Consider the following 26,265-nt stretch of genomic DNA (forward strand, 5'->3'; position numbering starts at 1 on the left):
GGCCGAGCGCGTCCGACGGTCCGTCAATTCCGCAATGGACAGATATCTATGATTATGTCCAGGATCAGGAGCATGCGTGGATTCCTTGGTTCCTCGGTCGGCGTCACCTGCGCGGCCGCTCTCGCCCTTCCGCTCACCCTGCCCGCCACCCCGGCCCAGGCAGGGCCTTCGGCGGTGACGTCGGAGGCCGCCGCCCCCGGCAGCACCCAGTCCCTGCCCCTCGTCCCCCTCACCCGCAAACGCTCCCTCGGCCCGACCGCACAGACACAGGGCCTGGCCCGCCGCACCGTACGGCCGTTCTCCCTGGTCGGCGTGATCTGGGACGACCCGGCCGGCGAGCTGAACGGCCGGGTCCAGGTCCGCACCCGGGCGGTCGGCACCGGCGACTGGTCGGACTGGCAGGACGTCGAGACCCACAACGACGAGCACGCCCCCGACCCGGACACCGCCGAGAGCACCTCGCACCGGGTGCACGGCTCCACCGCCCCCCTGTGGGTGGGGAACTCGAACGGCGTCGAAGTCCGCGTCGAGGCCCAGCGGGTGGCGCGGGACGCCACGGAGGGGCCGCAGGAGGACGGCGCGGACGGGCCGCAGGACAGGAGCCTCGCCGCCCCGGCGGCCGCACCCCTCCCCGGGGGCCTGCGCCTCGAACTCGTCGACCCCGGCGGAGATCCCCCGGCCCCCGACACCCGGACGGCCGGACGGGCCGGGGGCGCACCCTCGGGTCTGCGCGCCAGGGGCGTGCACGCGGGCGCACAGGTAGCCCTGGGCGCACCCGTGAGTGACGGGGCGTCGGGCGGCGGGGGCGCGCGGGCCACCGTGATCCCCGCGCTCTCCCGGCAGGAGACGCTGCGCACGTACTTCCCCGACGGCAGGACCGACCGGCGCGCGACGCCGTACATCGGCCCGCGCCCGACCATCATCACGCGGCGTGGCTGGGGCGCGAACGAGAATCTCCGCGAGCGCGGCTTCCTCTACACGAAGAGCGTCAAGGCGGCCTTCGTGCACCACACGGCGTCGGGGAACAAGTACAGCTGCTCCCAGGCACCTTCGGTCATCCGCAGTATCTACCGCTACCACGTGGTGAGCAGCGGCTGGCGCGACATCGGCTACAACTTCCTCGTCGACAAGTGCGGGAACATCTACGAGGGCCGGGCCGGAGGCGTCGCCAAGGCGGTCATGGGCGCCCACACCCGCGGGTTCAACACGAACAGCATGGGCATCGCGGTGATCGGCAGTTTCGGCAGCACCAAACCGACCGACGCGGCACTCAAGGCCATCTCCCGTCTCACGGCATGGAAACTCGGTCTGTACGGTGCCGATCCGCGTGGCAAGACATACCTGAAGTCGGCCGGTGGCAATCTCTACCGAAAAGGAAAGAACGTACGACTGAACGTGATCTCCGGCCATCGGGACGGATTCGCCACGGAGTGCCCCGGACGGCTTCTCTACGGCAAGCTCGGCACGGCCAGGACGACGGCGGCCCGCTACCAGGGCCGCTAGACCGCCCCGCGGTCACCCGGAACGGCCCGGCCGGCGACTAACCGGCAGGGCCGCTCCGGGCCGTCCCGGGCGAGATCACCTGACGTCACGGCAGAGGCCCGTCGAAGGACTACCGCACGGCCATCGAGGGCGCCATCGAACGGTCTGCATACACTGGCCGGCCGAAAGACAGTTCGGCCGGTCCCGGCAGGAAGCAGAGACGACAGGTGACAGAAGCGATCCTCCTGGTCGGCGGCAGAGGCACCCGGCTGCGCCCGCTCACGGTGCGCACGCCCAAGCCGATGGTCCCGGCGGCCGGGGTCCCCTTCCTCACGCACCAGCTGGCGCGGGCCCGCGCGGCGGGCGTCGAGCACATCGTGCTGGCGACCTCCTACCTCGCCGAGGTCTTCGAGCCGTACTTCGGCGACGGTTCCTCGCTGGGCCTCCACATCGAGTACGTCACCGAGGAGGAGCCGCTGGGCACGGGCGGCGCCATCCGCAACGTGGCCTCCCGGCTGCGCTCGGGCCCCGACGACCCGGTCCTGATCTTCAACGGCGACATCCTCACGGGCCTGGACATCCCGGCTCTGGTGACGGCCCACGAGACGACGGGCGCGGACGTCTCCCTGCATCTGACCCGGGTGGAGGACCCGCGCGCGTTCGGCCTGGTCCCCACCGACGCCACCGGGCGCGTCACGGCCTTCCTGGAGAAGCCGCAGACCCCCGAGGAGATCGTCACCGACCAGATCAACGCGGGGGCCTACGTCTTCCGCCGCTCCGTCATCGACACGATCCCCGCGGGCCGTCCGGTCTCGGTCGAACGGGAGACCTTCCCGGAGCTGCTGGCCACCGGCGCCCACCTCCAGGGCATGGTGGACTCCACCTACTGGCTGGATCTGGGCACCCCCCAGGCCTTCGTGCGCGGCTCCGCCGATCTGGTGCTCGGACGCGCCCCGTCCCCGGCCGTTCCCGGCCGCTGCGGCGACCGGCTGGTCCTGCCCACGGCCACGGTCGCCCCCGACGCCAAGCTCACCGGCGGCACGGTGGTCGGTGAGGGAGCCCGGATCGGCGAGGGCGCCCGGATCTCCGGCAGCACGATCCTCGCCGGAGCCGTCGTCGAACCCGGCGCGGTCGTCTCCGACTCCTTCGTCGGAGCCGGCGCCCGCATCGGCGAACGCACCGTCCTGGCCGGCACGGTCATCGGAGACGGCGCGGTCGTCGGCCCCGACAACGAACTCCGCGAGGGAGTCCGGGTCTGGTGCGACGCCCGGATCCCGGCAGCCACCCTGCGCTTCTCCTCGGACCAGTAACCCGACGAAACCCCGCCGGAGGGGCAAGGATCCAGCCCCTCCGGCGCCAAAGTCTCAGCCCCTCCGGCGTTCGAGGAGCTGGGTCCGGGGCGGAGCCCCGGGGACGGGCAGGGGCGGAGGGGACGAAATCCGGCTTGCGGCGAGGCACGCCGACGCTCGGCGCGAGGCGGGCGAGGACAGGGCCGGGCCGGTGGAGGCGGGACGACGGGTCAGAGCAGCCCGATGTCCGTGCGCGGCATCTTCGGCGTACGCCGGGGCGGAGTACGCCCGGAGAGCAGGATCAGCCGAGCGGCCCGATGCCGCTGCCCCGCATACGGCTCCAGCAGCTCCAGCATGACGGAGTCGTCCGCATCCCGGTCCCCGGCCAGCGCGTACCCCACGATCCCCGGCAGATGCAGATCCCCGACGGTCACGGCATCCGCCGCACCATGACTGCGCTGCACGACCTCTGCGGAGGTCCACGGCCCGACCCCGGGCACCAGCTCCAGCCGCCCCCGAGCCCGCACGGGATCGAACCCGACCGCCTCCTCCAGCCGCGCGGCGACCCGCACGGCCCGCAGGATCGTGCCCGCCCGCTTGTCGTCGACCCCGGCCCGGTGCCATTCCCAGGACGGGATCAGGGCCCAGGTCCGCGGCGCCGGCATGACGTACATCCGCTCGGGAGCGGGCCCCGGCGCGGGCTCCCCGAACCTCCGCACCAGCAGCCGCCACGCCCGGTACGCCTCGTCGGTGGTGACCTTCTGCTCCAGGACGGACGGGATCAGCGACTCCATCACGAGCCCGGTCCGCACCAGCCTCAGACCCGGCCGCCGGTGCCGGGCGAGCGCGACCAGCCGGTGCCGCGGCTCGAAGGCGCCGGGATCGTCGGCGGCGCCGAGCAGGTCCGGGAGCCCGTCGAGGAGCCAGTCGGCCCCCGGCCCCCAGGCCTCGCCCCTGGCCACCGCGCCGCGCAGGTCGACCCTCAGGGTTCCGGGCCCGGCGGGCGTCCGGCCGGTGCGCCACACGGCCCCGTCGGGCGTCGTACGGAAGGTCGGATCGCCCGGTCCGCGCCGCAGCGGTCCGAGCACGAGTCCGAGATCGAGGGGCCCGCCGGGCGTCCAGGTCCGCACGCGGCCGGGCCCGGCCGTCTGACGGGGCACCGCGCCCGGCGGCGGGCCGCCGGCCGGGGCGGGCACCACGACATGCCCGCCGCGCACGCTCGTACGCGTCGGCCGGGGAGCGAAACGTCCGGACAAGGATGAGGTCCTAGAGAGATACGGGCTGTCCTACGAGAGTAGGCGCTCCCGCGCACCCCCGAGCCGGAACGCCCCCGAACCCGCCCGGGCCCCGGAAGCCCGCCTCCCGCCGGGTCAACGGACGGCGATGAAGGCGGCCGCGTCCCGCTCGGGCCGGTCCCTCGGTTCCTGTGCCGCGTGTCCGACGGCCACGGCCCCCATCGGGTCCCAGTCGTCCGGCAGTTCCAGGACCTCGCGCACGACGTCACGGCAGAACATCGTCGACGACACCCACGCGGAGCCCAGCCGCTCCCCGGCCAGCGCGACCAGGAAGTTCTGCACGCCCGCTCCGGTGGCGACCACGAACATCTCGCGCTCGGCACCGTCCCGCCGTACGTCGCCGTACGTGTGCGACCCGTCCATGACCAGACACGGCACCACCAGGTACGGCGCGTTGCGCAGCACGTCACCCCGGCGGACCCGCCGGGCGATGGACTCCTCGCTCTTCCCGTCGGCCCGCAGATCCGCGATCCAGGCGTCCCGCATGGCGTCGAGCAGCCGCGTCCGCGACGCCCGCGACTCCAGGAGCACGAACCGCCAGGGAGTGGTGTGGTGCGGCGCGGGCGCGGTCACCGCCGCGGCGACCGCACGGCGCACGGCACCGGGGTCGACGGGCTCGTCCGTGAAGGCCCGTACCGTACGCCGCTGGGTCACGGCCTCCCGTACCGCCTCCGAGGTGCCCAGCCGGAACATGTCGTCCCGCGCACCGCGCACCATCGCCCGCGCCCCCGTGCCGTCCTCCGCGGCCACGAGATGACCCAGCCCGCGCACGACCGCGACGGGCAGCCCGGAGGACTTGCCCTTGACCAGGTCACCGGCGGCGGCGAGTTCGTCGGCGGTGGCGACGACGGTCGCGCTGAGCGGATTGCCGTGCGCGTCGGTGCGTCCGCGCAGGTCGTCCAGCACCTCGACGCCCGCGGCGCCGATCGCGACATCGGTCAGCCCGGTGCGCCAGGGCCGTCCGAAGGTGTCCGTGATCACGACGCCGACGTCGACGCCGAGCGCGTCCCGCAGTCCCGCGCGGATCGCCCGCGCGGAGGCGTCGGGGTCCTCAGGCAGCAACAGCACGGTCCCGGCGGGGGTGTTGGAGGCGTCGACCCCGGCCGCGGCCATCACGAGACCCTGCCGGTTCTCGACGATCCGCAGCGCGCCGCGCCGTGCCACGACCCGGACGGTCTCGGCGTCGATGGCGGCCTCCCGGTCGGAGGCCTCGACGATCCGCCCCTCGGCCTTCGACACGATCTTGGAGGTGACGAGCAGGACGTCGCCGTCCACGAGCGCGGGGCCGGCCGTGGCGACGAGCTTCGCCAGGTCGTCGCCCGGACGCACCTCGGGAAGCCCGTCCAGAGCCCAGACCCGATAGCCCGTGCCGACGGGCCGCTCCCCGTGCCCTTGCGTGTCCCGGGCGTCGCCGGGCGCCGCCGCGTCCATCGCGTTCATGACGTGCGTACCTCCTCCGCCAGAGCCAGCGCTTCCCGCGCCATCTCCGCCGTCGCGTCGAGGTCGGACATCATCAGCGGCACGGCCCGGCAGCGGATGCCGGCGCTCTCGACGCGCTCCACGGCGGAGGCGTCCACCGTGTCCACGAGCCAGCCGTCCAGGAGGCCCGAGCCGTAGTGCTCGGCGACCGCGGCGGCGGTGGACTCCACGCCCACCGCGGCCAGCACCTTGTCGGCCATGCCGCGCACCGGCGCGTCGCCGACGATGGGGGAGAGGCCGACGACCGGCACCCCCGCCTCGGCGATGGCCTCGCGGATGCCGGGCACGGCGAGGATGGTGCCGACGGAGACGACGGGGTTGGACGGCGGGAAGAGGATGACGTCCGCGTCCGCGATGGCCTCCAGCACCCCCGGAGCGGGCTTCGCCTGCTCGGCGCCGACCGGCACGATCGCCTCGGCCGGCACGGAGGCCCGCAGCCGCACCCAGTACTCCTGGAAGTGGATCACCTTGCGCTCACCGGCGGCCCCGGCCGGGTCGCCCTCCGGCAGGGTGACGGCCACATGGGTCTCGACCCGGTCGTCGGACATGGGGAGGAGACGCACGCCCGGCTTCCACCGGTCGCACAGGGCCTCCGTGACGGCGCTGAGCGGATAGCCCGCGCCCATCATCTGCGTCCGCACGATGTGCGTCGCGAAGTCGCGGTCGCCGAGCCCGAACCACTCGGGCCCGAGCCCGTACGCCGCGAGCTCCTCCTTGAGATGGAAGGTCTCGTCGGCCCGCCCCCAGCCCTGCTCCTCGTTGATGCCGCCGCCGAGCGTGTACATCACCGTGTCGAGGTCCGGGCAGACCTTCAGCCCGAAGAGGTGGATGTCGTCGCCGGTGTTGCCGATGACCGTGATGTCCGCGTCCGGCACGGCCCGCTGGAGACCACGCAGGAACCGTGCACCACCGATACCGCCTGCCAGAACCACAATGCGCATGGGGTTCAGTCTCGCAGGCGGCTACGACATCGTGTCAGCCGGTCACGGCGGACCGCTCGCCGCGACGGCCCGAACGCGTCCTCCGGTCCGGGCGGCCGCGAACGCGTCACCCGGCCCGGCCTCGGCGGCCGCACACGGGTCACCCGGCCTCGGCGGCCTGCCGCGCACCGCGCCGCGGACCCCTCACGCTCACACCGTCTCGGCGACCGCGCACCGCGCCGCGTGCATCGGCATCTCGGTGAGACCCGGGTAATAGACGTGCAGGCTGACGGCCGGTTCGAGCGAGTCGTTGACGACCTCGTGGACATAGCCGGGCGCGAACACGCGCTGCGCGCCGGATCCCAGGGCGCGTGTGCCCCGCTCGGTGTGCTCGGTCAGCGCGCCGTCCAGAACGGTCAGTACGCCGGAGGAGCCGCCGTGGTCGTGCGGTCCGCTGCCCTGTCCCGGCACCCAGGACAGGAGCCACACCTCGTAGCCGGGTCCCGTGCGCAGCCGGTGGTACCAGCGTGAGGCGGCGTCGTAGCGGACGAGGTGTTCCCACTGGGAGCGGTCGGCGGCGATGGAGCGCGCGAGACCGGCGAACTCGGCCACGGTGGAGGGGTGTTCGCGCGGCGGCTGGAGCAGGTGCGGGACTTCGAGGATGTCGCCGGCGATCTGGAGGTCGCTGTCGCTGTTCATGGATGCGGTGGTTCCTCGGCGGGAGAGTGCTGGGGTGTCGCTGGCCGTTTCCGCCCGGGTCGCGAGCGGGGTCCGCCCTGGTCGGGGGGCGGGGACGAGCCCGGGTGGGGGCAGTGGCCCGGTGAGGGGCGGGGATTCGCCTCAGTGGCGGCGAGGCAGCCGGAGCGCGGTAGGGCTCAACAGCTGGGACAGCAACAACAGCTACAGCGCGCGCGGGCAGCACCGAGGGACCCGGCGGTGCGGGTCGAGGTGGGAGCCAAGTGCGCGAGCATGCCCACAAGCACACCGGTTCACACCTCCACTGTCAACTGCATGTCCGGTATGTGGGAGATGTTTCACCTCATCCGGTTCATCTGTCAGGCGAAAGGTTTGTTCAGTGGGCTCCCCGGACACATGGCGCACAACCGGGTGAACAAACCTCGCCGCGGACCCGTGATCTAAATGTGATCCGATTCGCTTCGGGGTCTGCGTCGGAACGAGATCGAACGCCTGGACGTCCTCCTCTGTGAGGGGCGGGCGTCTGACCTGGACCTCTTGGGCTGTCAGGGTTTATGCCGATTTGAACACTTTCCGCATAGCCTTGGTTCCGCAGAGTGAATAAGGGGCCCAATAGCAGATCTCGGCTTGACTGGCCCGGATCGGCACACTTGTAATTTCACTCGTGTCGTTCAGCCGGAATAGGTAACGGCAGCATCACGGGGACGCGAAAGACAGACGAGGGGCGCACATGACCGAGCTGGTGCAGCAACTGCTGGTCGACGACGCGGACGAGGAACTCGGCTGGCAGGAGCGCGCGCTGTGCGCCCAGACCGACCCCGAGTCGTTCTTTCCCGAGAAGGGCGGCTCCACCCGCGAGGCCAAGAAGGTCTGCCTCGCCTGCGAGGTCCGCTCCGAATGCCTCGAATACGCGCTCGCCAACGACGAACGGTTCGGCATCTGGGGCGGTCTGTCCGAGCGGGAGCGGCGCCGGCTGAAGAAGGCCGCCGTCTGAAGAACGGCCGCACGCGAAGGCGCACGCGGAACGCCGGTTCGCACCGGCGGTGCCACCGACCAAACGGCACACACTCTTACGTAAGGAACGGCCCGTCGCACGTGGGTTATCCACAGGCGGCGGGCCGCCGTCTTTCCCAGCCGTTAGTGTGGGCCCTCGTCCGAGACGTCCCGCTGTCCCCGCCGGACACAGACGTCCACCGCAGTCCATCGAACCGGGGCCCGTACCTCGATGTCCGTGCACAGCCTTTCGGCCGTCAGTAACGACGCCGCTGCCACCCCTGAGTTCCCGCGCCATGTAGTGACCGCGGTGCTCGTCTCCCACGACGGCGCCCGCTGGCTGCCGCAGGCGCTCGCCGGGCTGCTCGGCCAGGACCGCCCCGTGCAGAACGCGGTGGCGGCCGACACCGGCAGCGGGGACGAATCCGCCCAGCTGCTCACCGAGGCGCTCGGCGCCGACCGCGTGCTGCACCTGGCACGGCGCACCGGTTTCGGCCAGGCCGTCGAGGAGGTGACGCGCACCGCCCCCGAGCTGACCCCGGACGACCTGCCCTACCTCAAGCGTCCGAGCGGCTGGGACCCCGTCACCCGCAGCTGGCGCGACGACACCTACGACCTGCCCGACCTCCCGCACGGCGAGCCCGAGCAGTGGCTCTGGCTGCTGCACGACGACAGCGCCCCGGAGCCCGACGCCCTGGCCCAGATGCTGCGTGTCGTGGAGAGCGAGCAGGAGGCCGGACAGGACGTCGCGATCGTCGGCCCCAAGCTCCGCGGCTGGTACGACCGCAGAGCGCTCCTGGAAGTCGGCGTCACCATCGCCAACTCGGGCCGCCGCTGGACCGGTCTCGACCGGCGCGAGCAGGACCAGGGACAGCACGACCACGTCCACCCCGTGCTGTCCGTGTCCACCGCGGGCATGCTCATCCGCCGCGACGTCTTCGAGGAGCTCGGCGGCTTCGACCGCCGACTGCCCCTCATGCGCGACGACGTCGACCTGTGCTGGCGCGCCCAGGCCGCCGGCCACCGGGTCCTCGTCGCCCCGGAAGCCGTCGTACGGCACGCCGAGGCGGCCTCCCGCGAGCGCCGGGCCGTCGACTGCGTGGGCCGCACCGCCGCGTCCCCGCACCGGGTCGACAAGGCGGGCGCCGTCTACACCCTCCTGGTCAACGCCCGTACCGCACAGGTCCCCTGGATCCTGATCCGCCTCGTCCTCGGCACCCTGATGCGCACGGTCGCCTACCTCGTGGGCAAGGTCCCCGGCCAGGCCGTCGACGAGATCCGCGGCCTTCTGAGCGTCCTGCTGCGACCCGAGCGGATCATCGCCGGGCGGCGCAGGCGCGGCAGCCCGCAGGTCGACAAGGGTGAGCTGCGGCCCCTGTTCCCGCCCCCCGGCGCCACCGTGCGAGCCACCTTCGAGCAGGTCGCGGGCAACCTGACGAGCCGCTCCGACGCCGAGGCCACCACAGGTGCCGGACGGCACGGCGGCGCCGTCGAGTCCGGACCTGGCGGCGACGACGGAGACTTCCTGGAGATCGAGCAGTTCGCCCGGATCAAGCGCATCGCGCGCAACCCCGGCCCGATGCTCTTCCTGGTGCTCCTGTTCGTCTCGCTCCTCGCGTGCCGCCAACTGCTCGGCGGCGGGGCCCTGGCGGGCGGCGCGCTGCTGCCCGCCCCCGCCGACGCCTCCGACCTGTGGGCGCGCTACCTCGACGCCTGGCATCCGGTCGGCGCGGGCTCCACCCAGGCCGCCCCGCCCTACCTCGCGCTCGTCGCCCTGCTGTCCTCCGTGCTCCTCGGCTCCACCGGGCTCGCGGTCACCGTGCTCCTCGTGGGATCCGTGCCGCTGGCCGGCTTCGCCGCCTACTTCGCCTCGCGCCCCCTCGTCGAGTCCCGGCTGCTCCGCGCCTGGGCGTCCGTCGCCTACGCCTTCCTGCCCGCCGCCACCGGCGCCCTCGCCGGCGGCCGCATCGGCACCGCCGTCCTCGCGATCCTGCTGCCGCTCATCGCACGCGCGGGCATCGCGGCGAGCGGCCTCGCGCACGGCTCCCGCGCGCGCGGCAGCTGGCGAGCGACCTGGGCGTACGCCCTGCTGCTGACGTTCACCACGGCCTTCACCCCGATCGTGTGGCCCATCGCGCTCGTCCTCGGACTCGCGCTCCTCGTGGTGCGCCGCAGGGAGATCCCCGCCTACGGACTGCGCTTCCTGGCCCAGCTCGGCACCCCGCTGCTGGTCCTCGCCCCCTGGTCGCTGACCCTGCTGCCGTTCGGCTTCTTCAAGCAGGCAGGCCTCGACTACGGCACCGGCGCGGCCTCCGCGCTCGACCTGCTCAGCGCCGGCCCCGGCGGACCCGGCACCGTCAGCGCACTGATGCTCTTCGGCATCGTGCTCGCCGCGCTGGCCGCCCTGCTGCGCTCCGAGCGCCAGGCCGGGATCCGTACCGCCTGGGTCGTCGCCGTCGTGGCACTCGTCTTCGCGGCCCTGTCCAACCGCTCCACCTGGGCGGGACCGGCGACCCTGGTGTACGGCCTCGCGCTGCTCGCCGCCGCCGCGGTCGGCTCCGACGGGGCACGCGCGCGGGTGGCCGAGCAGAGCTTCGGCTGGCGTCAGCCGGTGGCCGCGCTCATCGCCTTCGCCTGCGCCGCGGGCCCGCTGCTCCTCGCCGCCGGATGGATCATCCGCGGCGCCGACGGACCCGTCGAGCGCCGCGACCCGGTACAGGTGCCCGCGTTCGTCGCCGAGGAGAGCGGCACCCGCGACCAGGCCCGCACCCTCGTCCTGGACAGCCGCTCGCCCGCCGAGGTCGGCTACGTCCTGGTCCGCGGCTCGGGCGCCCGTCTCGGGGACGCCGAACTCGCCTCCACCGGTGGCGAGAACAGCAACCTCGACAAGGTCGTCGCCAACCTCGTGGCGGGATCGGGCGCCGACCAGGCCGACGAGCTCGGCGGCTTCGCCGTGCGCTACGTCCTGGTCCGCAAGGGCGCGCCGCGTGACGTGAGCCGCGTCCTGGACGCCACCACGGGTCTGTCCCGGCTGAGCCAGCAGGACGGCAGCGCCCTGTGGCGCGTCGACCAGCAGGTCTCACGCGCCGCGATCGTCCCCGCGTCCGGCGACCCGGAGTCCATCGCCGCCGGTCCGGTCGAGGTGCACACCACGATCCCCACCGGACAGGACGGCCGCGTCCTGCGCCTCGCCGACAGCGCCGACCCCGGCTGGACGGCGACCCTGGACGGCAGGCCGCTCACCCGCACCACGGTCGACGGCTGGGCCCAGGGCTTCCGGCTGCCCTCCGTCGGCGGCAGGCTGGACGTCACGTTCGACGCACCGCTGACCCACACGGTCTGGCTGTGGGCCCAGGGCGCGCTCGCCCTGGTCCTCGTGGTGCTCGCCCTGCCCGGGCGGCGCCAGGACATCGACGACGACCTCCCCGAGGAGCAGCAGCCGGTGACCGCCGAGGACCTGACGGGCGACGGCCGCCGTGCCCGCCGTCTGCGCGCCCAGGCGGAGGCGGAGTCCGGACAGCCGGACGGGGACGAGGAGTTCGACGACGGATTCCCCGCGGACACCGGCCCGGACGAGGACGAGGACGAGGACCAGGAGGTCCCGGCCGTCTCCGTCCCGCACCAGCAGTCGTACGGCGACTGGGACAATCAGGGCTACGCGAACGCCGAGTACGACACCTACGGCGGCCGGCGCTACGAAGGCGGCCAGGACCAGCAGGGACAGCAGGACCAGCAGGGGTACCCGGCGGGCGCCTACGAGCAGCCGTACGGCTCCGATCCCTACCAGGGCGGCCAGTACGACCCGTACGCCTACGGCGGCACGGCCGCGTACGACCAGAACTACGCCCAGGGCTACGACGCGAACGGCGTGCCCTTCGATCCCCCGGGCCAGGGCTACGAGCAGGGCGAGCAGGGCTACGACCCGGCGTACGACCCCACGCAGCCGCACCGCACCGGCCATGAGCGCCCCGACGGGAGCCATCAGTGAACCGCAGCACCCTGTCCCTGATCGCCGCGGTGACCGCGCTCGGCGCCGTCACCGGGTTCGCGACCCTCAAGCCCTCCGGCGCATCGGGCACCACCGGCGTGGCCGCCACGGCCGCGCGGCTGCCCGTGGAGCGCACCAGCCTGCTCTGCCCGCAGCCGAGCACCTCGGACATCGCGGACACCTCGTACACCTCCTTCACACCCGTCGTGGAGGGCGCGAGCGGCAGCGGCAAGGCTCAACTCCAGGCCGCCGCCGAGGAGTCGGTCGACGGGACCGGCTCGTCCGGCGGAAAGAGCGGCAAGAGCGGCAAGAAGGGCGGAGCCAGGACGGCCAAGCCCGTCGTGCAGCCCAAGGAGCCCGGCAAGCCGGCGACCGGTGACATCTCGGGCGCCGACGCGCCCGCGCTGGTCGGCCTCGCGTCCGGCAAGTTCGCCCCCGGCTGGACGGTCCAGGAGAGCACGGAGGTCGTCGCGGGCGTCGGACGCGGCCTGCTCGGCACCAACTGCACAGCGCCGGACACCGAGTTCTGGTTCCCGGGCGCCAGTACCGCGGCGCAGCGCACCGATTACGTACACCTGACGAACCCGGACGACGCCGCGGCGGTCGTCGACATCGACCTGTACGGCAAGGACGGCACCCTCAAGTCCACGGTGGCCGACGGGATCACGGTCCAGGCGCACGCCAGCGAACCGATCCTGCTGAACACGCTCGCCGGCGATCCGCAGAACGACCTGACCGTGCATGTGAAGGTCCGCAGCGGCCGGGTCGGGGCCGCCGTGCAGGCGCTGGACGCCAAGACCGGCGGCGACTGGCTGGCCGCCTCCACCGATCCGGCGGACAGCCTGGTCATGCCGGGCATTCCCAAGGACGCCACCTCCGTGCGCCTGGTCGTCTTCGCGCCCGGTGACACGGACGCCGACCTGAAGGTCCGCCTCGCCTCGCCCTCGGGGACGATCACCCCGGCGGGCAACGAGACGCTGCACGTGAAGGCCGGGATGACCGCCGCCGTCGACCTCGGGGACGTCACCCGCGGCGAGGCGGGCTCCCTGGTGCTCAGCCCCACCGGCTCGTCCGTGCCGGTCGTCGCAGCCCTGCGGGTGGTGCGCGGCAAGGGCGCGAACCAGGAGAGCGCGTTCATCCCGGCCACCGCTCCGGTCGGTGCGCGCGCGACGGTCGCCGACAACACGGCCAAGGGGTCCACGCTCGCCGTGACCGCCCCCGCCGAGGGAGCCACGGTCAAGGTCACCGCGTCCGCGGGCAGCGGGGGCGGCACGGCCGTCTCGAAGACGTTCACCATCAAGGGCGGCACCACCCAGAACGTCGAGGCACCCGTCCCGAGCGGGCTCAAGGGCACGTACGCCCTCACCGTCGAGCAGGTCTCCGGCGGCCCGGTCTACGCCTCCCGGATGCTCTCGGCGACCCAGGAGGGTGTTCCCGGCTTCACCGTCCAGACCCTCCCGGACGACCGCGGGACGGTCTCGGTGCCGGACGCCGAACAGGACCTCTCGGTGCTGCTCAAGCAGTGATCCGGCCTGAGGCGCGGATCAGGTCGGAGCGGTCCCGTCCCGGGGCCGCTCTCAGTCCTCGCCGTAGCGCGGGTCGACCGTCTCCGGTGTGAGTCCCAGCAGCTCCGCCACCTGTTCCACGACGACCTCGTGCACCAGGGCGGCGCGCTCGTCGCGTCCCTTGGTGCGGATCTCGATCGGGCGGCGGTAGACGACCACGCGCGCGGGATGCCCCTCGCGCGCCGCGATCGTGCCGCCCAGCGGCACGGCCTCGTCGCTCCAGCCCTCGCCCGAGCGTTCCAGGCGCGGGACTTCGAGGATCATGAAGTCGATGTCCGCGAGCTGCGGCCAGCGCCGCTCGAGCCGCTCCACGGAGTCCTGCACGAGGTCCCCGAAGACCTCGGAACGGCTCGCCGCGAGGGGCACCTGGGGCGGCGCCACGGGGCCGCGCATGCCCCTGCCGTGACGGTCGCGGCGACGGGGACCGGCTGCTGCTGCGGGGGGCTGTACGGGGTTGTCCATCACTGACGAAGAGTAGTCCCCGCCCGGCCCGGCCGCCCGGCCCCACGCGCCGGTCTCCCCGCGCGCGGGGAGACCGGGTCCATGGGCCCCGTCTGTCTTCCTGGCGACGTCCGATGACCGTTCCCGTTAAGAATCAGCTCGATTCCCTATCTCTCCATGACCGGATCTGACAGGGCAATTGGCATGATTCGCACCAAGTGGTGACCGGATTCAGGTGTGTTCGGTATCCCGGCACCCGATGTCCCCCCAGGTCAGGGTGTGATGCTCCGGAAGCGGTGTGGGGCGTCTCACAGGACGACACGGTGGGGTGACCTGGGGGAGAGTCGTCGCGGCCCGCTCAAGAGTGCGGTACCGTCCAACGTCGTGAGCCTTGTACGTCGCTGTTCGCGCACCGCTTGCGGCCGTCCCGCCGTCGCGACGCTGACGTACGTCTACGCCGACTCGACCGCGGTTCTCGGCCCGCTCGCCACCTACGCCGAACCCCACTGCTACGACCTGTGCGCCGAGCACTCCGAGCGCCTGACCGCGCCGCGCGGCTGGGAGGTCGTCCGCCTCGCCGACTCCTCCGGTCCCGCGCGTCCCAGCGGTGACGATCTGGAGGCCCTGGCGAACGCGGTGCGCGAGGCGGCCCGTCCGCAGAAGCGCCCGGCGGAGGCCGGCGGCAGCGCCCGCTCGGCGGACCCGATGGAGGTCGCGCGCCGCGGCCACCTGCGGATCCTGCGCTCACCCGACAACTGACCGCCGCCTTCGCGCCCGCACGCGATGCGTCGAGCGCACCACGCTTCCCGCCGCGGCCACGCGCTTCCCGCCGCGCCCACGGCTTCCAGCCCGCTCCCGCCTGCCCGACCTTCGTGACGTGGCCCCGGATCGGCGTCAACGGCCCGCCGGCGTAACGGAAGACCGTCCGCGCCCGGCGGTTCGACGCCCGGACGTCCGCCGTGGTCCGCGGACTCGCCCCCACCGCCGTCCAGTTCGCCGCGTACGACCGGATATGCGCACAACTCGCCTGGTCCGACGGCTCCTTGATCATCGCGACCCGTCCCGGTCACCGCCCGCACGGACCCGCGAGGAACCCGACGAGCGGGAGGCGCGCCGCGAACTCGCGCGCGCCTGTGCACCGTCCACCGGAGCGCTCTCTCGTCCCGCCCTGAGCGGGGACCCTGAGCAGGGACGCGCCCCGCCCGGGCCGGGCACCGCCGGCCGCCGGGCGGACGGGTAGTTTGGGGCGACCGAAGTGGACTTCTGGAGGGTTGGCCGTGACTGCTGATCTGTCGCAGCTCGTGAAGGCGTACGACGTACGCGGGGTGGTCCCGGACCAGTGGGACGAGCCGCTCGCCGAGCTGTTCGGCGCCGCCTTCGTCCAGGTGACCGGAGCGGACGCCATCGTGATCGGGCACGACATGCGGCCCTCCTCGCCCGGGCTGTCCCGTGCCTTCGCGCGCGGTGCCGCCGCCCGCGGGGTCGACGTCACCGAGATCGGCCTGTGCTCCACGGACCAGCTCTACTACGCCTCGGGCGCGCTCGGCCTGCCCGGCGCCATGTTCACCGCCTCGCACAACCCCGCCCAGTACAACGGCATCAAGATGTGCCGGGCCGGCGCGGCCCCGGTCGGCCAGGACACCGGACTCGCCGAGATCCGCCGTCTCGCCGAGACCTGGCTCGACTCCGGAGCCCCGGCCTCGGACGCCACGCCCGGAACGATCACGGGGCGGGACACGTTGGAGGATTACGCGGCCTACCTCCGCTCGCTCGTCGACCTGACCTCGATCCGCCCCCTGAAGGTCGTCGTCGACGCGGGCAACGGCATGGGCGGACACACGGTGCCGACCGTGTTCTCCGGCCTGCCGCTGGAGCTCGTCCCGATGTACTTCGAACTGGACGGCACCTTCCCGAACCACGAGGCCAACCCCCTCGACCCGGCGAACATCGTGGACCTCCAGAAGCGCGTCCGCGAGGAGGGTGCCGACCTCGGCCTCGCCTTCGACGGCGACGCCGACCGCTGTTTCGTCGTCGACGAGCGCGGCGAGCCGGTCTCCCCGTCCGTGATCACCGCGTTGGTCGCCGCACGCGAACTGGCCAAGAACGGCGGCGGCACGGTCATCCACAACCTCATCACCTCCTGGTCGGTCCCGGAGGTCGTCCGCGAGCACGGCGGCACCCCGGTCCGCACCCGCGTCGGCCACTCCTTCATCAAGGCCGAGATGGCCACCTCGGGCGCGATCTTCGGCGGTGAGCACTCCGCGCACTACTACTTCCGCGACTTCTGGAACGCCGACACCGGCATGCTGGCCGCGCTCCACGTCCTCGCCGCCCTCGGCGGCCAGGACGGCCCGCTCTCCGGACTCGTCGCGGAGTACGACCGCTACGTCGGCTCCGGCGAGATCAACTCCGAGGTCGACGACCAGACGGCCCGCCTCGCCGCCGTCCGGGCCGCCTACGAGGGCCGCGAGGACGTCGAACTCGACGAACTCGACGGCCTGACGATCACCTTCCAGGACGCCTGGTTCAACGTCCGCCCCTCCAACACCGAGCCCCTCCTGCGCCTCAACACCGAGGCCAGGGACGAGGCGACGATGACGAAGATCCGCGACGAGGTCCTGGCCATCATCAGGGCCTGAACCCCGGGTCACGCCCACCGGGCCGGGCCCGGGCGCCGGGGCGGCCTGCGGCGTCGGACGCCGCAGGCCGGTTCACCCGTTCCGCGCGTCCACGAACCGTGGGCGCGCCCCGGCACCCGGCTTCCCGCAGCGGTACCCTGACCAGGCCGCATCCACCGTTTCGGAAGGACACCCCATGCCGCTCGAAGCCGGCCTCCTGGAGATCCTCGCCTGCCCGGCCTGCCATGCCCCGCTCAAGGAGCAGGACACCGAGCTGATCTGCACGGGAGCGGACTGCGGCCTCGCCTACCCGGTCCGCGACGGCATCCCCGTACTCCTGGTCGACGAGGCCCGGCGCCCCGCGTAACCGACGCACCCGCCTCGCGCACGGCGGCACCGCGGCCGCCGCACGCGAGACGTCGTCGCCGCCCGAGGGCCGGCGACGGCGCGGCAGGCACGAAGACGAGCCACGACACCCGAGGACGAGCGCGGGCCCAGCCGCCCGCCGCGGACGACGGCGACGCGGCCGTCCCGACCGGCGACCGGCGCACACCGGCCCGCACCGGTCCGACCCAGCGCCGCTCGGCACCTCGCGCGAGCGACCCCGTGCAAGCGACCCCGGCGGCTCACGCGCAAGCGCCCGCCCCCGGCGATCGGAGGCTACCGACCCCATGCTCGACGAATCGCTCCTCGACGATCCCGACGCCCTCACCCGGGCCGACCGGCGGGCCCTGCTCCGAGGCGCCGCCGAGGCCGGCGCCCGGGTGCGCACCGCCGTCCGGCACGCCGCCGAGGCCGGCATCTCCGAGCTGAAGCCGGACGGCCGCCCGCGCGCCGTCCTGATCGCGGGCCCCGGAATGGCCGCCACCGGCGTCGCCGAACTGCTCGGCACCCTCGCCGGAGCGAGCTGCCCCCTCACCCGGATCACCCCCACGGGCGTCGCCCCCGCCGGAGGCGCCCTGCGCTGGGACCTGCCCGGCTGGGCCGGCCCCGTGGACCTCCTGCTGATCGCCACCCCCGACGGCAGCGAACCCGGCCTGGAACTGCTCATCGAGCAGGCCTACCGGCGCGGCAGCACCGTCGCCGCCGTCGCCCCCGCCGGCTCCCCGCTGGCCGAGTGGGTGGAAGGCAGCCACGGCCTCTTCGTACCGATGGCGACCGCCCCGTACGACCAGGAGGAGCCCCTGGGGGCCTCGGCCCCCGGCGTGCTCTGGGCCCTGCTCACCCCGCTGCTCGTCCTCCTCGACCGCACCGGCCTGGTCGCGGCGCCGCCGCACGCGCTCCAGAAGGTCGCCGACCGCCTCGACCGTGTCGCGGAGCGCTGCGGTCCCGCCATCGCGACCTACAGCAACCCCGCCAAGACCCTCGCCGTCGAACTGGCCGAGGCGCTCCCGGTGATCTGGACCGAGGGCACCTCGGCGGGCCCGGCCGGCCGCCGCTTCACCGCCGCCCTCGCCGAACTCGCAGGCCGCCCCGCCCTCACCGCCGAACTCCCCGAGGCGCTCGCCTCGCACAGCGTGCTGCTCGCGGGCGCGCTCGCCGCCGGCGCCGACCCCGACGACTTCTTCCGGGACCGCGTCGAGGAGGCACAGGCACTGCACGCGCGCGTGGTGCTGCTCCGCGACCGTCCCATCGGCGGGATCAGCGCGGCCCCCGCTGCCCGCGAACTCGCCCTCAGCCACGACACCGCGATCAGCGAGCTCGAACCCGAGGAGGGCGGCGAACTGGAAACCCTCGCCGAGCTGATCGCCATCACGGATTTCGCCGCCGTTTACCTGGCGCTCGCCTCGGGGGCCTGATCTTGAGCGGGACCCCGCGCCCGGCACACCAGACCGCCGGATCCCGCGGCCGGCACCCCTGACACACGCCCCCGGCCGGCGCCCGCACGCCGCGGCCCGGCCGGCGCACGTATGGAGAAAACACCGATGGACCGCCTCGACAACACCGTCCGCCCCTACGCCTGGGGCTCGACCACCGCCATCCCCCGGCTGCTCGGCGCCGAGCCGACCGGCGAACCGCAGGCGGAGATGTGGATGGGCGCCCACCCGGGAGCTCCCTCGCGCACGGAGCGCGGTCCGCTCAACGAGGTCGTCGCCGAGGACCCGGAGAGAGAACTCGGCCGCGCCGCCGTCGCCAGGTTCGGCCCGCGCCTGCCCTTCCTGCTCAAGCTCCTCGCCGCCGGCGCCCCCCTCTCCCTCCAGGTGCACCCCGACCTCGAACAGGCGCGGGAGGGCTACGAGGACGAGGAGCGCCGGGGCGTCCCGATCGACGCCCCGCACCGCAACTACAAGGACGCCAACCACAAGCCCGAACTGATCTGCGCCCTCACCGAGTTCGACGGCCTGTGCGGCTTCCGCGCCCCGGAGGAGACCGCCGGACTCCTCGAAGCCCTGGGGGTCGACTCCCTGAAGCCGTACGTCGACCTGCTGCGCGCCCACCCCGAGGAGGCCGCGCTGCGCGAGGTCCTCACCGCGGTGCTGAGCGCCGATCCTGAGGACATGGCCCGTACGGTCGCCGAGACCACCGCCGCCTGCGAACGCCTCGGCGGCGCCTACACCCCGTACGCCGGACTCGCCCACCACTTCCCCGGCGACCCCGGAGTCATCGCCGCGATGCTCCTCAACCATGTCCGGCTCCAGCCCGGCGAGGCCCTCTTCCTCGGCGCCGGCATCCCGCACGCCTACCTGGACGGCCTCGGCGTCGAGATCATGGCCAACAGCGACAACGTCCTGCGCTGCGGACTTACCCCCAAGCACGTCGACGTCCCCGAACTCCTGCGCGTGGTCCGGTTCGAGGCGGCCGACCCCGGCGTCCTGCGCCCCGAGGCGTCCCCCGACGGCGAAGAGGTCTACGCGACGCCCATCGACGAGTTCCGCCTCTCCCGGTACGTCGTCGCCGCGGACGCCGATCCCCGCGACCTCACCCGCGAGACCCCGCAGATCCTGCTCTGCACCTCGGGTTCCGTACGCGCCGACGGCATCGACCTGACCCCCGGCACCTCGGTCTTCGTACCGGTCGGCGAAAAGGCCGAAGTGTCCGGTTCCGGCACGATCTTCCGTGCGACAGTGGTCGCCTGACGGGACGACGGAGGCGACCTGAGGCGCGGCGCCGGCGGAACGGGCTGCAAGAATGACCCACCGCAAAAGGCGGGCAAAGCCCGGACCGGGCGGGGTACGAGGGTACGAACGGGTCCGGACGGCGTACGAAGGGACAGCAGGAGCAGATGAGCGCTTCAGGCGGCACCAAAGCGATCGTGGCGGCACTCGGCGCCAACCTCGCGATCGCGGTATCGAAGTTCGTGGCGTTCGCCTTCAGCGGCTCCTCCTCGATGCTCGCCGAGGGCGTCCACTCGCTCGCCGACTCGGGCAACCAGGCACTGCTGCTGATCGGCGGCAAGAAGGCCCAGCGCCAGGCGACCCCGCAGCACCCCTTCGGCTACGGCCGTGAGCGCTACATCTACGCCTTCCTCGTCTCGATCGTCCTGTTCTCGGTCGGCGGCATGTTCGCCGTCTACGAGGGCTTCGAGAAGATCAAGCACCCGCACGAGATCGAGCACTGGTACTGGCCGGTCGGCGTCCTGCTCTTCGCGATCATCGCCGAGGGCTTCTCCTTCCGTACGGCCATCAAGGAGTCCAACGAGCTGCGCGGCTCCCACTCCTGGTCCCAGTTCATCCGCCGCGCCAAGGCCCCCGAACTGCCCGTCGTCCTCCTGGAGGACTTCGGCGCGCTCATCGGTCTGGTCCTCGCGCTCGGCGGCGTCGGCCTCGCCCTGCTCACCGGCGACGGCGTCTGGGACGGCATCGGCACGGTCTGCATCGGTGTCCTGCTCATCCTGATCGCCCTGGTGCTCGCCGCCGAGACCAAGTCCCTCCTGCTCGGTGAGTCGGCGGGTCCGGAGGACACCTCGAAGATCGAGGCGGCCATGGTCGACGGCGACACCGTCACCGGCATCATCCACATGCGCACGCTCCACCTCGGCCCCGAGGAACTGCTGATCGCCGCGAAGATCGCCGTCCAGCACGACGACACGGCCGCCGAGGTGGCCCGCGCGATCGACGCCGCCGAGGCCCGCATCCGCGCCGCCGTCCCGATCGCCAGGGTGATCTACCTGGAGCCGGACATCTACAGCGAGGCCGCCGCGGCCAAGGGCCCGGACCCCGCCTCGACGCCCGGCGGACCCACGCCGTCGCCGGCCGACCACTGACCCCACCGGCTTTTGCACCGCCGGGGCCCGTCCCGGACACGGACGGGCCCCGGCGGCATTGTTTTGTCCGGGACCCCGCTCCGGCACCCGCCCGCTGGCCCGAGCCCATCCGATCAGGCCCGTGAAGGCCCCTTTGTCCGGGCGTGGACTGGGGAGGGACAGGCCCGCCGGTGTAGCTTGGTGACTGAGCCAGACGTCGCTGCTGATGGCGGTCGGGCGGTCCCACCGCGGACCGGCCGAGGGAGAGAGGGCCTCCGACGGACTGCGCTGCGCGCACCGGGCACACCTGTGCCCCGCTGAAGCATGTCCGTGCCCCGTCGGGCAGGGTCACGTGCCGCCGCCGCGCAGAACAGCCCTACCCACCTCGCCCCGATTCCGAGGAGCAGCTCGCATGACGACTGTCGACAACCGACAGGACTTCAAGGTCGCCGACCTCTCCCTGGCCGACTTCGGCCGCAAGGAGATCACCCTCGCCGAGCACGAGATGCCCGGCCTGATGTCGATCCGCAGGGAGTACGCCGAGGCGCAGCCCCTCGCGGGCGCCCGCGTCACCGGCTCCCTGCACATGACGGTGCAGACCGCCGTCCTCATCGAGACCCTGGTCGCCCTCGGCGCCGAGGTCCGCTGGGCCTCCTGCAACATCTTCTCCACCCAGGACCACGCCGCCGCCGCCATCGCGGTCGGCCCGAACGGCACGCCCGAGAACCCGCAGGGCGTCCCGGTCTTCGCCTGGAAGGGCGAGACCCTGGAGGAGTACTGGTGGTGCACGGAGCAGGCGCTGACCTGGCCGAACACCCCCACCGGCGGCCCGAACATGATCCTGGACGACGGTGGTGACGCCACCATGCTCGTCCACAACGGCGTCCAGTACGAGAAGGACGGCAAGGTCCCCTCGGTCGACACCGCCGAGTCCGACGAGCACCGCGTCGTCCTCGAACTCCTGCACAGCACCATCACGGACGGCTCGCAGAAGTGGACCCAGCTCGCCTCGGAGATCCGCGGCGTGACCGAGGAGACCACGACCGGCGTCCACCGCCTGTACGAGATGTACCGCGACGGCACTCTGCTGTTCCCGGCGATCAACGTGAACGACGCCGTCACCAAGTCGAAGTTCGACAACAAGTACGGCTGCCGCCACTCCCTGATCGACGGCATCAACCGCGCCACCGACACCCTGATCGGCGGCAAGACCGTCGTCGTCTGCGGCTACGGCGATGTGGGCAAGGGCTGCGCGGAGTCCCTGCGCGGCCAGGGCGCCCGCGTGATCATCACCGAGATCGACCCGATCTGCGCCCTTCAGGCGGCGATGGACGGCTACCAGGTCACGACCCTCGACGAGGTCGTCGACAAGGCCGACATCTTCGTCACCACGACGGGCAACAAGGACATCATCATGGCCGCGGACATGGCCAAGATGAAGCACCAGGCGATCGTCGGCAACATCGGTCACTTCGACAACGAGATCGACATGGCCGGCCTCGCGAAGATCCCCGGCATCGTCAAGGACGAGGTCAAGCCCCAGGTCCACACCTGGAAGTTCCCCGACGGCAAGGTCATCATCGTGTTGTCGGAGGGCCGCCTGCTGAACCTGGGCAACGCGACCGGCCACCCGTCCTTCGTGATGTCCAACTCGTTCGCGGACCAGACCCTGGCCCAGATCGAGCTGTTCACCAAGCCCGAGGAGTACCCGACCGACGTCTACGTGCTGCCCAAGCACCTCGACGAGAAGGTCGCCCGGCTCCACCTCGACGCGCTCGGCGTGAAGCTCACGACGCTCCGCCCCGAGCAGGCCTCGTACATCGGTGTCGAGGTCGAGGGCCCGTACAAGTCGGACCACTACCGCTACTGAGCACGCCCGCCGAGCAGCGGTACCACCGCTCGGCGTCCGGATGTCAGCAGGCCCTCGCCGTCCCGGCGGGGGCCTGTCCCCGATGAGGACCTGAACGCCCATGCCCCGCGGCCGCTATTCGCTCCATGATCCGCACGATCACACCCCTCTCGCCGACGAACACTTCAACTGCGCGCCCGGCCCCTCCGGCTGGCGCTACGTCTCCCAGCTCACCGTCCCCTCCGGCACCACTCCCGACGGTCTGCCCGAGCCCGGACCGGCGACGGTCACCGGCTCCGTCGACCTCGCCCTCGACGATCTCGGCCGTCCCATCCGTCTCGAACTGCGCGCGGGGGGCTGGCAGGTGCGGGGCGCCGCACTCGACGGCGTGACCTGGGTCCGCACCGACCCCGCCGGGACCGAGGCCGCCGAAGGCAATGTGCCCGCCCACGCCTTCACCGGTACCTCTCCCGCCTTCCTCGTCGCCACCGCCCGTCTCCTTCGCCTCACCCCTTCCGCCACCGCCACGGCGACCCGCGTCCGCCTCGTCGCCTTCACCGACCCGGTCCTCGCCCCGCGCACCCTCGACCAGTCCTGGGCCTTGATCGCAAGCGAAACACACGCCACTGACAACGGCCCGCTGACCGTGGACGAATACCAGGTCACAGCGCTGGACACCGGGGAACAACACGCCGTGCACATCGCGGGGGACGTGGTGCTCGCGGCCCCCGGCATAGAACTGGAGCACCTCGAATCACCGCCGTCGGTGTTCACCTGACGGCGGCGCCGCACCGGTGGACTCCGCCGCGGAGCCGGCGCCGTGTTCGAGGGCGGGGCGCGGGTGACTACGCGGGCGGCGCGAAACCGGTCGACGGCCGCTCGTCCCGGCCGCCCGGCCCGGCGGCGTGAACTCCGGGCGCCGGGTGGGCGGGCTGAACGCCGGGCGCCGGATAGAGGGAGGGGCCGGCGGGAGCGCCGGGCTGGAACGGGTGGGTGGCAGGACCGCCCGGCGGGGTGAAGGGACGGTCACCTGGTACGGGGGGCGGGAAGCCGCCCGCCGTGGCACCGAAGGTCCGACGGGCCTCGCGGATCTGGCGCTCGTGCACGACAGCCGCCAGATACGCGCCCGCCGGCACACCCTGCGGCGCCGGAGTCCCGGTACGAGCGGAGAGTTCCCCGGCGAGCCGCTGCGCCATCGCCTCACCGATCCGCGGATCCAGCTGCCGCATCCGCGTCAGGTACTGCCGGACGGCCAGCCACAGTCCGTCCGGCACGGCGGACAGATCGAGCTCCGCGAACCGCCCCGCCAGCCAGGGCGGCGGGGCGGGAACGTACGGCATACTCCCCTCCGGAATCCGCTCCCGCACGACAAGCGTCCCCGCGAACACGTCACCGAGCCGCCGCCCGCGCTCCGACACCAGCGAGGCGATGCACGCGACGATCCCGAACGTCATCAGGATCTCGACCACGCCGACGGCACCGCGCACCAGGGCGTGCCGGAACCGGATCGGACCGCCGTCGTCCCGCACCACCCGCAGCCCGCACGCCAGCTTGCCCAGAGAGCGGCCGTGACTCAGTGTCTCCACGGCGATCGGACCGCCGACCAGCACCAGCAGGAAACTCGCGATCGAGACGGCGATCTGCGCCGCGTCGTCCAGCGCGGCGGTCGCGGCGACCAGACCGATGGTCACGACGATGTAGACGGCCACCGCCACGCCCAGGTCGAGCACCACGGCGAGCGCCCGGCTCGGCAGTTTCGCGGGCCGCAGTTCCAGTGCCACTGCCTCGCCCGTCACCAGCTCACTCACGCGCGCCTGCCCTTCCCCTGACCTGCCCCGACAACCGCCAGTCTGCCAAGCTGAGGGCACATCGCGCCCCAGTAGGACAAGCTGACATCCACGATGAGCCCCCGTTGCGCAGCCGAGGAGCAGGCAAACCGATGGACCTCGACGTCTTCGTCTCCGCCCACCGCGCCGAGTGGGACAGACTCGACGCCCTGCTGCGCCGTCAGCGCCGCCTGAACGGAGCCGAGGCCGACGAACTCGTCACCCTGTACCAGCGGACCGCCACCCATCTCTCGCTGATCCGGTCCAGCGCGCCCGACCCCCAGCTGACCGGGCGTCTCAGCCAACTCGTGGCCCGCGCGCGCGGTGCCGTGACGGGCACCCGCCGGGCCTCCTGGCGCGATGTCACCCGCTTCCTGACGCACGGTTTCCCCGCGGCCGTCTACCGCTCCCGCCACTGGTGGGTGCCCACGGCGCTCCTGTCCACGGCGATAGCCGCCCTCCTCGGGTGGTGGATCGGTACCCACCCCGAGGTCCAGGCCGCGATCGCGGCCCCCGGCGAACTGCGTTCCCTCACCCGCCCCGGTGGCGAGTACGAGACCTACTACTCCAGCCATCCCGCGGCCGCCTTCGCCGCGCAGGTGTGGACGAACAACGCCGAGGCCACGGCCATGTGCCTGGTACTGGGCGTCTTTCTGGGCCTCCCTGTCCTCTGGATCCTCTTCGAGAACATGCTCAACCTGGGTGTCGGCATCGGCCTGATGTCATCGGCCGGCCGCCTCGACACCTTCCTCGGGCTGGTCCTCCCACACGGCCTGCTGGAACTGACCGCCGTCTTCGTGGCAGCGGGTACGGGACTGAAGCTGGGCTGGACCGTGATCGACCCGGGCCCGCGATCCCGCCGGACGGCACTCGCGGAGGAGGGCCGCGCCGCGCTGGGCATGGCGATCGGTCTGGCCCTGGTCCTCTTCGTCTCGGGTGCCATCGAAGGCTTCGTCACGCCGTCGGGCCTGCCGACCTGGGCCCGCATCGGTATCGGAATCGCCGCTGAACTGGCCTTTCTCACCTACGTCTATGTCCTCGGCGGTCGTGCGGCGCGCGAGGGGGAGACGGGTGACGTCGCGGCGGCCGAGCGCAGCGCCACGCTGCCGACGGCCGCCTGATGTGCGCGTGCCCTCACTGACCTGCTAGCCTTCTCGTCACCCCAGAAAACTCGTTGACACGGGTCGCTCGGGGAGGTAGATTCGAACAGTTGCCTAGAACTGGACACGTCCGGTGGTGGCGGTTAGAGTCTGCTCGCTTCTCAAAGCAATCGACACGTCGATTCAGAAGAAGCCCCTCCTGATGATTCAGAAATGGCTGCCGGTCAATCCGGTCCCCAGATTCTGATAAAGTCGGAGCCGCTGAAAAGGAAAACGCGAGAGCGGATTACCTTGAAAGCGCCGAGGAAATCAGGCCCGAAAGGATCTGATAGAGTCGGACTCGCCGGAAAGGGAAACGCGAAAGTGGAAACCTGGAAAGCGCCGAGGAAATCGGATACGGAAACGGTCTGATAGAGTCGGAAACGCAAGACCGAAGGGAAGCGCCTGGAGGAAAGCCCGAGAGGGTGAGTACAAAGGAAGCGTCCGTTCCTTGAGAACTCAACAGCGTGCCAAAAATCAACGCCAGATATGTTGATACCCC

The 26,265-nt window shown here is 72.4% G+C and carries 21 protein-coding genes; 14 read left to right on the top strand and 7 right to left on the bottom strand.

Annotation, left to right across the window (positions count from 1 at the left end; translation table 11 throughout):
• Nucleotides 1-72: 72 nt before the first annotated feature.
• A complete protein-coding gene (locus ACZ4AA_RS13435; RefSeq protein WP_467600244.1) occupies nt 73-1,503 on the top strand; it encodes a peptidoglycan recognition protein family protein in 1,431 nt (476 codons plus the stop codon).
• 206 nt (nt 1,504-1,709) lie between these two features.
• On the top strand, nt 1,710-2,792 hold the full coding sequence (gene manB, locus ACZ4AA_RS13440; protein ID WP_467600247.1) for a mannose-1-phosphate guanylyltransferase: 1,083 nt from the start codon (nt 1,710-1,712) through the stop codon (nt 2,790-2,792).
• Nucleotides 2,793-3,001: 209 nt separating this feature from the next.
• Here manB and ACZ4AA_RS13445 read toward each other — a convergent pair whose 3' ends face one another.
• The 4 genes from ACZ4AA_RS13445 to ACZ4AA_RS13460 form a co-directional block, all read right to left on the bottom strand.
• Nucleotides 3,002-4,027 (bottom strand): DNA-3-methyladenine glycosylase family protein, encoded by a 1,026-nt coding sequence (locus tag ACZ4AA_RS13445; RefSeq protein WP_467600250.1) that lies wholly within the window; start codon nt 4,025-4,027, stop codon nt 3,002-3,004.
• A gap of 114 nt (nt 4,028-4,141) precedes the next feature.
• Nucleotides 4,142-5,497, bottom strand: coding sequence for a coenzyme F420-0:L-glutamate ligase (locus ACZ4AA_RS13450; protein ID WP_467600381.1), 1,356 nt, complete (start codon nt 5,495-5,497; stop codon nt 4,142-4,144).
• Nucleotides 5,498-5,502: 5 nt separating this feature from the next.
• Nucleotides 5,503-6,486, bottom strand: a complete 984-nt coding sequence (cofD, locus tag ACZ4AA_RS13455; RefSeq protein ID WP_467600253.1) for a 2-phospho-L-lactate transferase — start codon at nt 6,484-6,486, stop codon at nt 5,503-5,505.
• Between the two features lie 189 nt (nt 6,487-6,675).
• Nucleotides 6,676-7,164 carry a cysteine dioxygenase gene (locus ACZ4AA_RS13460; RefSeq protein WP_467600256.1) on the bottom strand — a complete coding sequence of 163 codons (489 nt, stop codon included), beginning with the start codon at nt 7,162-7,164 and terminating at the stop codon, nt 6,676-6,678.
• Between the two features lie 727 nt (nt 7,165-7,891).
• Between ACZ4AA_RS13460 and ACZ4AA_RS13465 the strand changes: the two genes are divergently transcribed.
• The 3 genes from ACZ4AA_RS13465 to ACZ4AA_RS13475 all read left to right on the top strand — a co-directional run bounded on the left by ACZ4AA_RS13465 (nt 7,892) and on the right by ACZ4AA_RS13475 (nt 13,668).
• Complete coding sequence (locus tag ACZ4AA_RS13465; protein ID WP_003975777.1) at nt 7,892-8,155, top strand: WhiB family transcriptional regulator; 264 nt, start codon at nt 7,892-7,894, stop codon at nt 8,153-8,155.
• 231 nt (nt 8,156-8,386) lie between these two features.
• Nucleotides 8,387-12,142 (top strand): glycosyltransferase family 2 protein, encoded by a 3,756-nt coding sequence (locus ACZ4AA_RS13470; protein ID WP_467600259.1) that lies wholly within the window; start codon nt 8,387-8,389, stop codon nt 12,140-12,142.
• On the top strand, nt 12,139-13,668 hold the full coding sequence (locus ACZ4AA_RS13475; protein WP_467600262.1) for a DUF5719 family protein: 1,530 nt from the start codon (nt 12,139-12,141) through the stop codon (nt 13,666-13,668). Before ACZ4AA_RS13470 ends, ACZ4AA_RS13475 begins: the two co-directional genes overlap by 4 nt.
• Nucleotides 13,669-13,719: 51 nt before the next feature.
• On the opposite strand, the gene ACZ4AA_RS13480 is transcribed toward ACZ4AA_RS13475, so the two are convergent.
• The gene (locus ACZ4AA_RS13480) at nt 13,720-14,169 is read right to left on the bottom strand and encodes a metallopeptidase family protein (RefSeq protein ID WP_467600384.1); all 450 of its coding nucleotides are present in this window, start codon (nt 14,167-14,169) and stop codon (nt 13,720-13,722) included.
• Between the two features lie 261 nt (nt 14,170-14,430).
• Between ACZ4AA_RS13480 and ACZ4AA_RS13485 the strand changes: the two genes are divergently transcribed.
• From ACZ4AA_RS13485 to ACZ4AA_RS13520, 8 genes are all read left to right on the top strand, one after another.
• A complete protein-coding gene (locus ACZ4AA_RS13485; RefSeq protein ID WP_467600265.1) occupies nt 14,431-14,907 on the top strand; it encodes a DUF3499 domain-containing protein in 477 nt (158 codons plus the stop codon).
• A 518-nt stretch (nt 14,908-15,425) separates the two neighbouring features.
• Nucleotides 15,426-16,787, top strand: coding sequence for a phosphomannomutase/phosphoglucomutase (locus tag ACZ4AA_RS13490; RefSeq protein ID WP_467600268.1), 1,362 nt, complete (start codon nt 15,426-15,428; stop codon nt 16,785-16,787).
• Nucleotides 16,788-16,962: 175 nt separating this feature from the next.
• Nucleotides 16,963-17,133 carry a Trm112 family protein gene (locus tag ACZ4AA_RS13495; protein WP_242765862.1) on the top strand — a complete coding sequence of 57 codons (171 nt, stop codon included), beginning with the start codon at nt 16,963-16,965 and terminating at the stop codon, nt 17,131-17,133.
• Nucleotides 17,134-17,437: 304 nt separating this feature from the next.
• Nucleotides 17,438-18,565 carry an SIS domain-containing protein gene (locus ACZ4AA_RS13500; protein WP_467600271.1) on the top strand — a complete coding sequence of 376 codons (1,128 nt, stop codon included), beginning with the start codon at nt 17,438-17,440 and terminating at the stop codon, nt 18,563-18,565.
• A gap of 126 nt (nt 18,566-18,691) precedes the next feature.
• Nucleotides 18,692-19,843, top strand: coding sequence for a mannose-6-phosphate isomerase, class I (manA, locus tag ACZ4AA_RS13505; RefSeq protein WP_467600274.1), 1,152 nt, complete (start codon nt 18,692-18,694; stop codon nt 19,841-19,843).
• 146 nt (nt 19,844-19,989) lie between these two features.
• On the top strand, nt 19,990-20,970 hold the full coding sequence (locus ACZ4AA_RS13510; protein WP_467600277.1) for a cation diffusion facilitator family transporter: 981 nt from the start codon (nt 19,990-19,992) through the stop codon (nt 20,968-20,970).
• Nucleotides 20,971-21,361: 391 nt separating this feature from the next.
• Nucleotides 21,362-22,819 (top strand): adenosylhomocysteinase, encoded by a 1,458-nt coding sequence (ahcY, locus tag ACZ4AA_RS13515; protein ID WP_467600280.1) that lies wholly within the window; start codon nt 21,362-21,364, stop codon nt 22,817-22,819.
• A 100-nt stretch (nt 22,820-22,919) separates the two neighbouring features.
• A complete protein-coding gene (locus ACZ4AA_RS13520) occupies nt 22,920-23,576 on the top strand; it encodes a hypothetical protein (protein ID WP_467600283.1) in 657 nt (218 codons plus the stop codon).
• A 67-nt stretch (nt 23,577-23,643) separates the two neighbouring features.
• Here ACZ4AA_RS13520 and ACZ4AA_RS13525 read toward each other — a convergent pair whose 3' ends face one another.
• Nucleotides 23,644-24,606, bottom strand: coding sequence for an RDD family protein (locus ACZ4AA_RS13525; RefSeq protein ID WP_467600286.1), 963 nt, complete (start codon nt 24,604-24,606; stop codon nt 23,644-23,646).
• A gap of 131 nt (nt 24,607-24,737) precedes the next feature.
• Between ACZ4AA_RS13525 and ACZ4AA_RS13530 the strand changes: the two genes are divergently transcribed.
• Nucleotides 24,738-25,745: a stage II sporulation protein M gene (locus ACZ4AA_RS13530; RefSeq protein ID WP_467600289.1), complete on the top strand. Its 1,008-nt coding sequence runs from the start codon at nt 24,738-24,740 to the stop codon at nt 25,743-25,745.
• Between the two features lie 203 nt (nt 25,746-25,948).
• Here the strand turns inward: ACZ4AA_RS13530 and ACZ4AA_RS13535 are convergent.
• The coding region (locus tag ACZ4AA_RS13535) for a hypothetical protein (protein WP_467600292.1) at nt 25,949-26,265 on the bottom strand (317 nt) is incomplete at its 5' end.

It is taken from the genome of Streptomyces sp. NPDC024698 (assembly GCF_055559015.1).